6 protein-coding genes are annotated in these 14548 nt (G+C 47.1%); 5 read left to right on the top strand and 1 reads right to left on the bottom strand.

Annotation, left to right across the window (positions count from 1 at the left end; translation table 11 throughout):
- Positions 1–261 precede the first annotated feature (261 nt).
- Both HP552_RS27980 and HP552_RS27975 read left to right on the top strand, forming a co-directional pair.
- A complete protein-coding gene (locus HP552_RS27980; protein WP_175398644.1) occupies positions 262–7578 on the top strand; it encodes a DUF5695 domain-containing protein in 7317 nt (2438 codons plus the stop codon).
- Positions 7579–7925: 347 nt separating this feature from the next.
- Positions 7926–9488, top strand: a complete 1563-nt coding sequence (locus HP552_RS27975) for a glycoside hydrolase family 43 protein (protein ID WP_175398643.1) — start codon at positions 7926–7928, stop codon at positions 9486–9488.
- Here HP552_RS27975 and HP552_RS27970 read toward each other — a convergent pair.
- Complete coding sequence (locus tag HP552_RS27970; RefSeq protein ID WP_175398642.1) at positions 9480–10370, bottom strand: helix-turn-helix transcriptional regulator; 891 nt, start codon at positions 10368–10370, stop codon at positions 9480–9482. The genes HP552_RS27975 and HP552_RS27970 overlap by 9 nt on opposite strands.
- 71 nt (positions 10371–10441) lie before the next feature.
- On the opposite strand from HP552_RS27970, the gene HP552_RS27965 reads away from it, so the two are divergent.
- The 3 genes from HP552_RS27965 to HP552_RS27955 are packed head-to-tail and all read left to right on the top strand — an operon-like array spanning position 10442 to position 14507.
- Entirely contained in the window at positions 10442–11332 is an 891-nt protein-coding gene (locus HP552_RS27965) for a pectinesterase family protein (protein ID WP_175398641.1), read from the top strand.
- Between the two features lie 41 nt (positions 11333–11373).
- Positions 11374–12507, top strand: coding sequence for a glycoside hydrolase family 88/105 protein (locus tag HP552_RS27960; RefSeq protein WP_246311089.1), 1134 nt, complete (start codon positions 11374–11376; stop codon positions 12505–12507).
- Positions 12504–14507 carry a GDSL-type esterase/lipase family protein gene (locus tag HP552_RS27955; RefSeq protein ID WP_175398640.1) on the top strand — a complete coding sequence of 668 codons (2004 nt, stop codon included), beginning with the start codon at positions 12504–12506 and terminating at the stop codon, positions 14505–14507. The genes HP552_RS27960 and HP552_RS27955 overlap by 4 nt, the downstream gene beginning before the upstream one ends.
- Positions 14508–14548: the final 41 nt, after the last annotated feature.

The raw sequence follows: 14548 nt of genomic DNA, 5'->3' as shown, positions 1-14548 counted from the left end.
CTTCATTCATGTTTTTTGCCTCTGTCCTCGAACTAGGAGGTGGGGCATTCAATGATCATCTGAAGGGATGCTAAACGATGGTGGAGTAAAGGTTACAGGATTCGATTATCTTAACAAACTACTTAGAGATTCTACTTTAAACGAAAGCATGAGCGTCATTTTCGATTGATCGGTCAAAGGTATTTTTAGAAGGGCTATACTTACCGGTTTAAGTGAATTAATCCCCTAATTGATATGATCACATGTATACAGGAGGTTATAATGACAATGATTTCGAAGAAGTGGAAGCCGCTGGTGATCGCGCTACTGCTTGCTTTTCCAAGTCTGCCGTTGCAGGTTAGCGCTTTGCCTGAGGTTGCGGCGACCGCAGTAAAGACCGGTATCTCCAATGCCAGCCTGTCGGCAAAAGTCGGCGATTTAGGCCAGATTGAAGAGCTCTATATCAACAACAATCCTGTGAATAAACAGGGAGAGCCGATCAATTTCGTCCTCCCTAACACGATGTCACCGCAGAATGGTACCCAGCACCAGTGGATGGGTGAAATGATCTTCTCTTACCGTGTGGATGCCGATGGACAATTCCCTGACAACAGGGAGGGCTTTGTAGAAGTTGATACCAATAAAACATTGGCTGCCGGGGGATCCACACAATATTCGACCATTAATCCTGATAACCCCTACATTAACAAGACAGCATCAGCAGACGGCAAGAAGGTAGAAGTCAACTTTATTGGACAGAACCTGAACTCTACAGACCAGCGGGTAATGAAGGGCTTCGATGTGAAATCCGTTTTTGATATGGAGACTAATGATGGTTCAATGCTTTGGGAAATTACGCTGAAGAACAAGAGCAACCAATATATTGAATTCGGGGATATCGGCTTGCCGATGCCTTGGAATAACAAATACCAGACCTTATCCGATACCTATGATGACCGTGTGACGGTGCATAATTTCGCAGGTGCTGACAGCGGGTACTCTTATGCTATCCGCACCAGTGGTGAGGGGAACTATATGCTCTTCACCCCGGTACCGGAAAGCGGAGCTCGAATCGAGTATGTGGATTATTGGATGCATGAAGCGGGAGAGCGGCGTGCTGCAGATACCTTTAAGAACTGGACAGGGGACAGTGGCGGTTGGTATCCGGGGCTGAATGTGCTCTATATCCACTCCAAAGATATTCAAAAAACGGGACGCGGATACTTTACCGATGCTTCCAGCCTCGTCCTAGGACCGGATGAGTCCAAGACGTATAAGTTCAAATTCTCTGCCGTCCGTGGAGGCGACAATACGCCGCAGGAAAGCGCAAAAAGCCCAAATAACAGTTCGACCTCGATGGAGGATCGTGAAGCCAATCTCCGGTCCATCTTATATAAATCAGGCATGATTGATGCCGTAGCGGTGCCGGGCTTCCAGACAGCGATCAATATGCCTGTAAAGCTAGACCTGCACTATGACGACAGTATCGTTGATATACAGTCCATCGATATTCAGAATGTGGCAGTGAATGATCCGTTTGACGAAGCGCATATTCCGGATATCAAGCCTGGAAAGAGCAGAAAGGAAATGGTTGACAACTCGCGGAGCGGACGTGGACTCCCTGACGGGAACCCGGGTTACAACGAGTCGGTAGAGTTTGTAGAGACTACGATCGTCAATGGTGAACAGCATCATATCTATTCACTTCAGTTTGATTCGGTCGGCAACAACAGCGTGCGTATCGAATATAAGCTGAAGGACGGAAACGAATCGGTGGATAAATTCACACAATTTGAATTCAATGTTCTAGCCGAGCTGGATGCCATCTCGGATGCCCATTCCGAATTCATGGTTCAGCGAACACAGGATAAGAACCCGGAAAGTCCGACTTACGGTAACTATTTCGACTGGTATCTTTCAAGCGGCATCGATCTCAACATAAGTCATTGGGGAGATGACTGGAGCCATGACAACATCAACTTCATGACGATGAAGAACTATTTGGCCCCCAATCCCGATGAAATTCGCTCTATCGAGACATACCTGATCGACTTCATGTGGGAACGATACATGAAGAATACTCAGGATAACTACATCGTTGCGAACTGGCTGAAAGATTCAGGAGCGTACACCGACAAAGATAAGCCTTATACACGTACGTTCTCCGAAATCATGGAAGCTACCGGATTCTTCAACATGTATCGGATTCAGAAGGCATATCCCAATCTGATCGAGTACCGGGAATCGCCTCAGTTTTATCTGGAGAAAGCTTATAACATCTACTATAAGCGTGTTTCCACCGGGGCCATCGGCTTCTATGGCGAGCAGCAAATCCCGGATATGATTGAAGCACTGAAGGAAGAGGGGATGCAGACCGAGTCAGGCAATCTGCAGAAGAAGTTCGCCCTCGACAAGGGACGGAATATGACGAGAGCCACTTATCCTTACGGCTCGGAATTTGAATATGATAATACTGGCGAAGAAGGGGCTTATGCAGCAGCGAAGGCGCTGCGCACGTACTATCCTGCAGACGCGCTTACAGGTGCAGCTGAGAGAAGTATGGAAATGGCCGACTGGAAAACACGTGCTATGCGCGGGATTCAACCTACATGGTTCCATTATTCCGTGCCCGTTTTCCGCGGCGGTGAAGGCTGGTGGAATTTCCAATATACTGCGTCTTTAGCAGGATACATTATGGATGACTGGCTAAGGTATGAGAATGATGGCAGATCGGTGGAGCAGAAGGCAATTGCACAGCAGCGCAATTATGCCGCGAAGATTTCGAACTTTAACGCCGTCAATATGGGTCAGATTTCGGCTAATTCAGTTGGCAGCACCTCTTGGAGATATTCGATGTATAAAGGAGGCACGGGTACTAAGGACGTATACGATGGCGGCTCACGCGTCATGAGTAACGGCTGGAATGATTTTTCGGGTGAATCGGAAGAAGGCCTCTATGGTTCCCTTCTCAGCATCAGCTCCGATATTGTTACAGATCCGATATTCGGGCTATTCGGTTATGGAGCGCTGGTGAGTGACGAAGGAGACAGCTACAACATTACGCCAAAAGACGGTTTCGGCAAGCGGATCAATCTGATCGATGAGAAAATCTATTTGGAGCTGGAAAGCGATAAAGTGGAAAGCGCGCAAATTCAAAAAGATGGTAAGGGTTTTACTCTCCAGCTCCTGAATCCCTCAGGGAAAGAGCATACTTCACGGATTTTGTTCGATGGAGTGGGGATGGAGAATGGATACTATTCCATGAAGCTGAATGGTGCAGCTGCCGGACAGTTCTATGTTCAGAATAATGAAGGCGTTGCCATGTTTCAGCTGGGTAGCGTGCAGCGTGCTGAATTGATTATTGAAAAGTCAGCCGGCGGTGAAAATGAAGCTCCGCAAATCACTGTAGATCTGGCGACACAACATCCACAGGCGTTACTTCCATTTATGCTGAATGGGATTGTAACCGATGATGGCGCGCCGGAAGGAACTCTGTCTTATCAATGGGAAGTGGTCAGCGCCCCGGAAGGCGGCAAGCTAACCTTTACTCATCCGAAAGCAAGCATTACACAGGCTACGGGTACCAAAGCAGGCTCTTATACGGTTAAGCTTAGCGCAAGTGATGGACAACTGACTGGATCCAGCCAGTTAATCTTCGAACTGGCTTCTCCTCCGGATAAACAGCCTCCATCAATTGGCCAAGTGACCGCGGTTCAGGATGTTGCCAATAACAGTATCGTAGTATTGTCCGGGGAGGCCATTCCTGACCCTGTGCATAGCGAGGCAGAAGAACCCCAGTTGAAGTACTCTTGGACCGTCAAGCAAAAGCCTGAAGGTTCAGCCGACATTTCATTTGTTGATGGTGACAAAGCAGCGGCCTATGCGCGTGTAAGCATGGCAGGCACCTACTCGTTTACGTTCAGTGCGGCAGACGGAGACAAGAAGGCCAGTAAGGATGTAACGATAGAGATCAAGGAAGATACAGTTGATGTTTACCGGGCACTCAGCGTAGTGACCAAAAAGGATACTGAACCAGAACTCCCCAGACAAATCTATATTCTGTCAGAGGACGGGTATCTTGAGCAGGAAATCGCTTGGGATGCTATTGATCCGGACCGCTATGCTAGTGCAGGCCAATTTGAAGCCAGGGGAAACGTCATTGGTAGTGTACTGGAGGTTCGGGCTACCGTATATGTCGTGAATACAGGACTGCAGAATGCAGCGCTGACGGCCAAAGCGTCCGCTAGCTTCTCTGGTGGCGACGGATATCCGGAAGCAATGAATAACGGCATTGAACCTAAGAGCTCTTCAGATTTCTCGCCGAACCGCGGTGCAACCAACAGTGCATGGCATAACTGGGGTAGAGAAGGAGATCCGGCATGGGTGACGTATGAATGGGATCAGCCATTCCTGGCTTCTTCCATGGATGTATATGTTTTTCAGGACAACGGCGGGAACTTCCGACCGAAGGATATGCAGCTTATGCTTCGCGGCGAAGATGGGAAATGGTATACCCCGCGGGCCATAAAGGGACTTGGCAATGAGCTTAATCAGTACAATACAACGACCTTTGAGCCTGCATATATCACAGGTGTCCGTATGGACATGAAGCCTTCGGTTAATGGCTCCGGTATTCTGGAGTGGAAGGTAAACGGCTATACCGGGGCGGTAGATAAGTCGGAACTGATCAAGGTCTATAATTATGTAAATACATTAAATGCCTTGAACTTTGCAGATCCTGGCCTTGCGCCAATTGAAGCGGCGAAGGCAGAAGCTTCTGCTGTGATCAAGAATATGAATGCCACAGACGGAGAAATAACCCTGGCGCTTGAGAAGCTGCTGACGGATTTGCGTCTACTCAATCCGAGAGACGGCAATATGGCCTTCCTCGCAAATGCTTCTTCCAGCTACACCTCCCCTTGGGAGAGTCTGGCGGCAGTGAATGACGGAAAGAAAGATGGCAACAACATCCCCCATTGGGGAACCTGGGGCCATGAAGGCGCAGAGGAGTGGGTGCAATATGAATGGCCGCAGGGTGCCTCTATCCGGAGTTCGAATCTGGTGATGTGGTCAGATGCCGGCGGGATCAAGCCTCCTACCCAAATGGTGTATTCCTACATCCCGGCGGATAGCGCTACTGATGAATGGGTAACAGCGGGAATGGTTACGGAAGGAATCAAAGTAGTTGAACATTCACCGGCAGAATCCTTCAATCCGTACACGTTTGATCCGGTGCTGAATGTAAAGGCAGTGCGGGTGACCCTGACCAAGCAATCACAGGCAGGCGATACCGGTGTCGGCCTATGGGAATGGGAAGTTCTCCGGGTAGGATCCACTCAAGATCGCGAGGCTCCAGTAACACCGGCCGGGGTGGCACCGTCCGTTCTCCATGGAGATGACGGCAAACTGATTGGTGTGACAACAGAAATGGAGTATAAGAAGGAAGGCGAAGAAGAATATACAGCAATTGCAGGAACTGAGGTTACAGGTCTCACCACCGGTAAATATTATGTCCGGTATATGAAGACCGGTTCGCTGAGTGCCAGCCTGGATAAGGAAGTCGTTATACCGGAAGGGCAGACACAGGAGCAGGCTGCACCAGATGCGAGTGGGTGGGTAATCTCACACGCCAATTCGGATACCGACATAAAAGGCAAAATTGAGGGTTTGAATGATACGATGGAATACCGGAAGCTGGGCGAAGAGGATTACACGCCTGTTAAAGGTTCAAGTATTAGCGATCTGGAGCCTGGCAGCTATCAGATCCGGTATGCAGCGACAGATAGCCTAAAGGCAAGTCCGCCCGTAACCGTGGACATTCACAATGAAGCCAAGGAAGACAGAGAGGCACCAACAGCGGAAGGACTCATCATTACACCGCCTACAACAGCAGGCGGAAATGATGGCAGAATCGAAAATGTGACTGCCGATATGGAGTACCGGAAGGTGGATCAAGGTGGTTACATGACGGTCAGTGGAACCAGCATTGAAGGCCTGAAGGCCGGCAGCTACGAGCTCCGGTACGCCGGAACGGACATGAGCAATCCAAGCCCTGCGATCCTGATCGTTGTGCCTGACGGAACCAAGCAGGAGCAGAATCCGCCGTCCAGTGCAGAGGTCAAGGCTGTAAATGTCAGTGCAGCTGGGGCCAAGGATGGTAAGATCACTGGTGTAAGTCCTGTAATGGAATACCGGCAAGAGGGAGGAGACGCTGGCAGCTGGAATGCGATCACAGGCACAGAGGTTACAGGTCTTCGTAACGGAATCTACGAAGTGAGATATAAAGAAACGGCAACTCATTATGCGAGCCAATCCCTTACTGTCGTTATCAGTAATCCAGTCATCAATCCGAAGCCTACGGAAACACCGCCGTCAACGAATGCACCTGTGTCAGTCACTGCACCTTCACCGACTCCTGAAAACATTAAAGTCGAAGGGAATTTGATTAAGATTTTGGCAACAAAGGCGGATAACAAAACCGGTATAGCTAAAGGAGTACCCATCCAGCAGGAAGATCTTAATAAGGCTCTGGAGCATGCAAAGGCGAATAGCAGCAATGTTAGAACGCTCTTGGTGGAAATAACAAAAGCAGAGGGAGCAAATGCCTATGCAGTTGAGCTTCCTGCAGCTGCACTAACCGCAGATCATGGCAACATCAAGATAGAGATTAATACGGAATTTGGTACCATTACCGTACCTTCTAATTTGCTGAAGCATGCATCAGGTGCCAAAAGTGTGGAACTGGCACTTAGCCGACTAGATACTGCAAAGCTTCATTCAGAAGTAAAGTCCGTAACAATCAGCAGACCTGTTATTGCATTAACTGTCCACTTAGATGGAGTAGAAACGGTAGCCTTGAATGCACCGGCTGAAATCAGACTGCCCTATGCTCCAGGTGTTGAAGAATTGACCAATTCGAGTTACCTTACAGTTTCGTATGTGGCTGTAAACAGTACGTTTGTTCAGCTACTGAATGGCAAATACGACAGTGCTCTACAAGCCATGGTTTTTCCAGTGACAAACACAGGTGAATATGCAGTTGTTTACACGAAGAAGTTCTTCAATGATGTCATCAAGGATTCGTGGTACGCACCAGCGGTTGAAACAATGGCGTCCAAAGGATTCATTGACGGGACATCAGCAACAAGCTTTAGTCCCGGCCAAAAGGTCACAAGAGGTGAGTATCTAGCCTGGTTGGTAAGGACACTGGATCTCACAGCAGAGTTCAACACCACCTTCAGTGATATTGAGCGAACAGACCTCTATTATGAGGAAATCGGAATTGCCAAAGCACTCGGGATCGCCCTGGGCTCGAACGGCAGCTTCCATCCGGAAAAGGAAATTGCTAGACAAGATTTGGCTGTGCTGACCATGCGTGCCTTGCGTGCAGTGGGAAAAACCGAGCAGAACGGTACAGCTGAGGATCTCAAGAGATTCACAGATGCCGTAAATGTAGCAAAATACGCTGTTGATGACATGGCAGCAATGGTTAAAATGGGTTTCATAAACGGGCGAAGCAATGTCACCTTGAGTCCTGCTGGGACAACAACCAGAGCAGAAGCTGCTCAGGTTCTGTATAAGATTTTCTCACAGCTATAATAAAAGAAAGCGGCCCTGATCCTGTATGAAACAGAATCAGGGCCATTTTCATATTGGAAAGTTGGTCACAGGTGAAAGCCATTAAACAGGTTTTTCACTTAACTTATTTTAAAAATTGAAAATAAACAGCGTAGATACCCAGTAACGATCTTTTTTGTCCTGGAATTTAAACTTCAGCTACATTTCTTTATCGATTTATATCTAAGCTCACACAATTTCAAAACAAAAAAATAGAGAACACGAAAGTATAAAAAGAAGGCAACTGAACATGGAATAAGCAAGAAATTCACAGCGGATTGAACTATAATGGGCGTGTTTACAATACATTCGCTGGAGGAGAGCTGACATTGAGAACATTTCAAAACCCCGTAATTTCAGGATTTTACCCTGATCCATCAGTCATACGGGTGGGAGAGGATTATTATCTGGTAACTTCAAGCTTTGAATATTTCCCTGGTGTACCTCTGTTTCACAGTAAGGATATGGTCAACTGGCGTCAACTTGGCCACATCCTGGATCGTCCTTCTCAATTGAATCTGGATCATATTGCTCCATCTATGGGAATCTGGGCACCTACCATCCGATATCATAAAGGGATCTTTTATATGATTACAACTTACGTTGATAATGATAAACAACAGCATAATTTCTATGTTACGGCTACTGATCCTGCCGGAGACTGGTCAGACCCTGTTTGGTTGAAAGATGCTCCTGGTATTGATCCATCCCTGTTCTTCGATGATGGCCGCGTTTATTATTCAGGCAACCGAGTACCCCCAAGCGGGCAGGAATATCCGAAACACATGGACATCTGGTTGCAGGAAATCGATCTGAGTCAAGGAAAGCTCATTGGAGAAAAATATAGTATTTGGCAGGGTGCACTTAAGGTCGCACATGCGCAGGAAGGTGCTCATATATACAAGATTGGCGAATGGTATTACGTGACGGTTGCAGAAGGAGGAACCGGGCACACCCATGCGATTACTATAGCAAGGAGCCGGAATGTCAAGGGGCCTTACGAGGGGTACAAAGCTAATCCCATTTTGACACACAGGCATCTAGGAAGAGAGTTTCCAATTGTAAACGTGGGCCACGGGGAACTGGTGGAGACTCAAAATGGGGAATGGTGGATGTTTTGTCTTGCTTCCCGAACCGCTGGAGGTTATTACCGTAATCTTGGTCGGGAGACATTTCTTGCACCTGTGATTTGGGAAAATGAGTGGCCAGTAGTTAGTCCTGGTAAAGGAATGCTGGAGTTTGAGACGGTTGCCCCGAACCTACCGGAACATAAGTGGGATCTCCCCTCTGTAAGAGAGGATTTTAATGGCACAGAACTATCTCCTGTTTGGAATTTTCTTCGTACACCCCGTGGAGAGTTCTGGAGTCTAACTGAACGTCCAGGATATCTGCGTATGAAACTGAAGTCGGAACAGCTGTCTGAACAAGCTAATCCCGCCTTTATTGGACGACGCCAACAGCATTTAAGTTTTAAAGCTGCGGTAAGTCTTGTATTTGAGCCCCAAGCTGATGGTGAAGTGGCTGGCTTAGTGCTGCTGCACAACGCGAACTTTCATTTCCGCTTTGTGTTAGCGCGTGAAGGAGATAAGTATATTCTTCGGCTGATTGAGCGTTTTAAGGGAGAAGAAAGAGAGCTTGGTTCAGAAATATGTAATGGAGGCAGAGTTCAGCTGAAAGTGGAAGCCCACCATCAGGATCATAGCTTCTACTTCAGAACAGAGGAGGCAGATGGGTGGAAGGTGCTCTGCAGGAATGTCGATGGAAGGCTGTTAAGCACTGATCTGGCTGGCGGTTTTACGGGGACCTACATTGGACTGTACGCTAGCTCTCAGGGACATCATAGTACAGCGGTTGCCGACTTTGAATGGTTTGATTATGAGGGCTTAACTTAGGGTTCTTGATTGGTTTGAAACAGGCTTGCCTCCCTGACGAAATTTGATTTCTTTTCGATAATGTGAAGGGTTGTAACCCGTAACCCTCTTGAAGGTTTTGTTGAAGTGGGACAGATACTCGAACCCGACAATTGAGGCAATTTCCTGGATTTTGCTGTTCGATTGGGTAATGAGTCGTTTGGCCTGTAAAATTCGAATATGCACGACATACTCACGAAAATGAAAGCCTGTCAGTCTGTAGAATATGCGGCTCAAGTAGGATGGGCTTATGAAGAATTGTCTAGCCGTTTCTTCCAAAGTCAGTGGTTTCTGATAATGCTCGCGAATGTAAGTAGCTACATCGGTAACCAGGTGGTGCAGTGGGTGCTTAGTTCTGTCACTCTGTGTGCGAGGTTCTATACGTTGAAGCAGAATCATTAATTCAGCAAATAAGGTAAGAACGCTTGTTTCATAAAAAGGCCGACATTCCTTACATTCCTCAAGCATACGTAGCAGGAGGGTTTCTGCTTCATTCTGCTCGCGCAGCATTAACCGAAAAAGATGAAAGCCGCGCTGATTAAACCATTGCCTATCATCTTGAAGCGGGGTGGGCAGCAGTGCTGGATTATAGTTAACTAGAATTCGTTCAAATTCAGCAATTTCGGAGCTTGCGGTAGCGTGCATCTCATCAGATTGAATAAGAATGAGCTCTCCTTTTTGAAGGGTGACCACTTGACTATCTACAAAATAAATGCGTTCACCTTCTGTAAGGTAATACAGTTCAATGAAGGGATGACTGTGGGCACGAGGCATAGATGTCATGCCGGCACGTTTCATATGCTGGATGCTGAATTGTTCGTTAGCCACATGAAATTTCGGGTGGGAAGCGTTTACAATTTCCATAGCTACTCCTTCTCACTTCGTAGTTATCACCATTATAGTTTATTTCCAAAGCAAGTTGAAAGGAGTAATGTATGTTGATTACCGTGTCTGCAGAAAAAGATGGAGATTTCACCCGTCTCCAGGCTGCCCTGGATTCGATCTCTCAGAAGGATTACTCGGAGGTGACGATTCGAATCAAGCCGGGCGTCTATCGAGAGAAAATTGTCATACCATCTGATGCGCCACCCATTCTATTGCTCGGCGAAGATCCAGAAGCCACCATTATAAGCTGGTCGGATAATGCCCACACATTGGATGAAGACGGGAAACCACTGGGAACATTCCGCTCGGGGACGATGAATATATTTTCCAAACAGTTTACAGCCGAGAATATAACGATCCAAAATGCATCTGGACCAGGGACGGGGCAGGCTGTGGCAGCTTTTGTCGATGGAGACCAAGCTGTCTTCCGCAGAGTGCGCTTTCTTGGAGATCAGGATACGTTATATACAGGGCAAGGGAAGCAATATTATAACGATTGTTATATTGAGGGTGATGTTGACTATATATTTGGTCCGGCAACAGCCCTTTTTGACCGATGTCATCTTCATAACAAAAGATCAAGAGGATACATTACGGCAGCTTCCACGCCGGAAGGTACGTCATTTGGTTATGTTTTTCTGGATTGCCGGATTACAAGTGGAGAAGGAGTTCGTGATATGTATCTTGGACGGCCTTGGCGTCCTTATGGGCATGTTGCCTTCCTGCGAACCGTTATGGATGGTTCCATTACAGGGGAAGGCTGGCATAATTGGGGGGCACCGGATAGAGAGAAAACTTGCCGCTATGAGGAATACGAAAGTAGTGGTGCAGGCGCCAATCCTTCGGAACGAGTTTCTTGGTCGCGGCAACTGACATCCACTGAGGCGAGTAAGTATCAGATTTTGACCATTCTGGGCGGCTGGCATCCCGAAGGTTACTGAGGAGCGTTACCATTGAATTGGATGACAGGAGGATCACGAATATGACCAAGATGCACGAGGAAGTTGTAAGCATTTCCAGGAAAATTGCGGATACTATTTTAGGGCAGTGTAATGAAAAGGGAGAGCATGATTACGTATTGAAACGGTGGGCTTATGTACCCGGAATGCTGCTGATGGCAATGATGCGCACTGGGATTCAGTTTAACGAGCCTGCATATGCCGCGTTTGTAGAGCGCCACATGGACACCTTTATTCGGGAGGACGGTTCCATTCGCACCTACTCACTCGAAGAATACAATCTGGATCAGATCAATCAGGGAAAGAATCTGTTCTGGTTGCTCCAAGAAACAGGAGATGAGCGGTACGCCAAGGCTTCTCATTTGCTCGCCGCACAGCTTCTTAGTCAACCTCGAACGTCTGAAGGCGGATTCTGGCACAAAAAGGTTTATCCGTTTCAAATTTGGCTGGATGGTCTGTATATGGCATCCCCCTTTTTGGCGGAATATGCTAAGGTATTTGGACGTCCCGAGCTACTGGACGAGGTGGCTCATCAATTATTGCTCATTGAGCGTAAAACACGTGATCCGCTGACCGGTCTGCTCTACCACGGATGGGACGAATCCCGCGAACAGGAATGGGCAGACAGCCGCACGGGCTTGTCATCACAATTCTGGAGTCGGGCAGTGGGCTGGTACATGATGTCACTTGTAGACTGTCTTGATCATTTTCCGGTAACTCATCCGAAGCGTGGGACCATAATTGGTATCTTCCATCGTTTGTCCCTTGCCCTTCTTCAGGTTCAGGATAAAGAAACCGGGCTGTGGTATCAAGTACTGGATAAAGCCAACCGGAAGGGCAATTACATAGAGGCGTCCGGTTCATGCATGTTTGTGTATTCTCTGGCAAAAGGGCTTGGGCGTGGTTATCTGGAGAAAGGATTTGAAGATGCGACGCTTAGGGGGTATCAGGGCATCGAAGAATATCTAACAGAAGAAGATGCGCATGGTATACATCTGAAGCAAATATGCCACGGAGCGGGACTAAGCAAGGAGAGAAATGGCTCCTATGACTATTATATTTCAGAAGAAGTAGTTGAAGATGTACCTATGGGATTGGCTCCCTTTTTACTTGCTTCCCTTGAAGTGGAACGTTACGTCAACAGGAGGGAACTATGATACCAGAGCAAAAAATACAGTTTAATTTTTCGTCCACTCCGAAGGAAGGATACGTGTCTATGATCCCGGGAGAGAACGATACCATTCCGCGATATGATCATGTCAGAGGATTTGGATTTGTAGATCAAACATGTGCTATGCCTCCGCGTCAGGTCCATCTCGATTCCATTGTTGCTGCACAGGAAGGATACTTAATTCGCGAGGCTGAATTTAGGGAAGACGATGGAGAGCCGGTTGAACATCATAACCGTTACGGCCTCTGTTTTCGAGTGAAGGTTCCTCCGGGTGCATACAATGTTCAAGTGAGAACAACCTCTGACCAGGCTGATATGGTGATTGCGATTTCCGGAATGAATACTCAAGCGCTTCTGCAAACCGAATTCTGGGATGCAGCCAAGCTGATTACTAACCAAACGCGCATTCAAATAGATGATAGGCAGTGGAGCTATAATTACGTCAATGGGCGAGAATATATAGATATTGAAATAGAACCGAAGCGACTCAACTGTATTGTAGGCATTTCAGAAATTGTAATAACGAGAATTCCTCAGAAAGATCGCCCGGAGCATCAGCTGCCCACTGTTTTTACTTTAGGTGACTCCACAGTTAAATCATATATTTTCGAAGAAGCACCGATGAGTGGATGGGGTCAAGTATTTGATAACTTGTTTGATCCGTTACAAGTTCGCGTGATCAACTATTCTATGGGAGGACGTTCCTTTAAAAGCGCTTATACGGAGGGGCGGTTTAATGATATTCTGATGACTGGCTGCGCACAAGATTACGTCTTAATCCAGTTCGGTCATAATGACGAGTCGATGGATGAAAACAGACGTTTTGGCAGAGGATCTACTGAGTCGATGTATCGAACATATTTACAGGAGATTTATATTCCTGCTATACGAGCACGAGGAATGATACCAATTCTGGTTACCCCGATGTCCCGTGTAGATGCAGCAGCTAAGTCCAGACATATTTACACGAATTCATTTAACAATCGAAAGTTCCCCCAAGTCATGCGTGAGATGGCTGCAAAGCTTGGGGTAACGCTCATTGACCTAAATAAGGAAAGCCTGCGTTATTACAATGAGATCGGTGTGGAAGCAACCACCGCAATATTTATGTCCATTGAAGCAGGGGAAACACCGGGAAAAACGAATGATGGCAGTTTTGCCAATGGACACCCCATTCAACGAAATGACGGCACTCATTTTAAGGAAAGTCTCTCCAAACAATTTGCTCGTATGGTGGCGACCTGCCTTGCTAAGGAGGCAGAGCAAGGTAACCAAGCCGTTAAAAACGTTGCCTCTTGGTTGAAAAATGAGGTGAAGACAGCGATCCAGACAAATAACTGGTCCACTGTTTTTCCCGAAATAGCTGTTGATACGTTGACCGGATCAGGAGCTTACTATCGGAATCAGATTGAAAAGCTGGTTCAATTGGGTGTTTTCTCTCTGGATGACGGTGCTCGGTTTAATCCAGAAGAGTTCGTCAATATCCGTGAATTTAGCTTGGCACTGTCTCGACTGTTGGAGATAGATTCAGCTATACTCAGTGATTGTTCGAACAATGAGTTAACACGAGAGACCATGGGTAAGCTGCTTCACGATGCATATCAAGCAAAATTTGATGTTCCGCCCCCTTATATGACTGAATATAACGGGGATGCCATCACCCCCGATCACCCGGCGTATGACCCGCATCTCGCTCCAGATCAACGTGGAACAATGTACTACCCCTTAATTTCGTATGAGCAGCTTGAGGATACTGCAGAGATTACCCCTGAGTTGCTGAGTAAAGTAAAAAAGGCTTATCAATGGGGGCTTTTTCGATCAGAGAAGGGAATCGAACGGGGAAAGCAGTGTAACGGAAACGTGCTAGAGCCCAAAAAAAGGGTAACTCGGGAGAAGGCAGCTAAAGTTCTCTATTATATGTGGGTGTTAGCACATCCTATAAACATGGAGAACGATATTTCGTGTCTTAAGACTCTGAAATCATGACGATCATATTTCCTAATATTTCCTAATAAAGAGGCTTTCCC

The organism is Paenibacillus xylanilyticus, from assembly GCF_013359935.1.
In the GTDB taxonomy this organism is placed as follows: Bacteria; Bacillota; Bacilli; order Paenibacillales; family Paenibacillaceae; genus Paenibacillus; species Paenibacillus xylanilyticus.
The sequence above is the reverse complement of the archived record's forward strand: the minus strand, read 5'-3'. Positions and strand labels throughout refer to the sequence as shown.

Coding starts and splice junctions, on each gene's coding strand:
- HP552_RS27980 (WP_175398644.1), top strand. CDS start 262: ATGACAATGATTTCGAAGAAGTGGAAGCCGCTGGTGATCGCGCTACTG.
- HP552_RS27970 (WP_175398642.1), bottom strand. CDS start 10,370: ATGGAAATTGTAAACGCTTCCCACCCGAAATTTCATGTGGCTAACGAA.
- HP552_RS27965 (WP_175398641.1), top strand. CDS start 10,442: ATGTTGATTACCGTGTCTGCAGAAAAAGATGGAGATTTCACCCGTCTC.
- HP552_RS27960 (WP_246311089.1), top strand. CDS start 11,374: ATGACCAAGATGCACGAGGAAGTTGTAAGCATTTCCAGGAAAATTGCG.
- HP552_RS27955 (WP_175398640.1), top strand. CDS start 12,504: ATGATACCAGAGCAAAAAATACAGTTTAATTTTTCGTCCACTCCGAAG.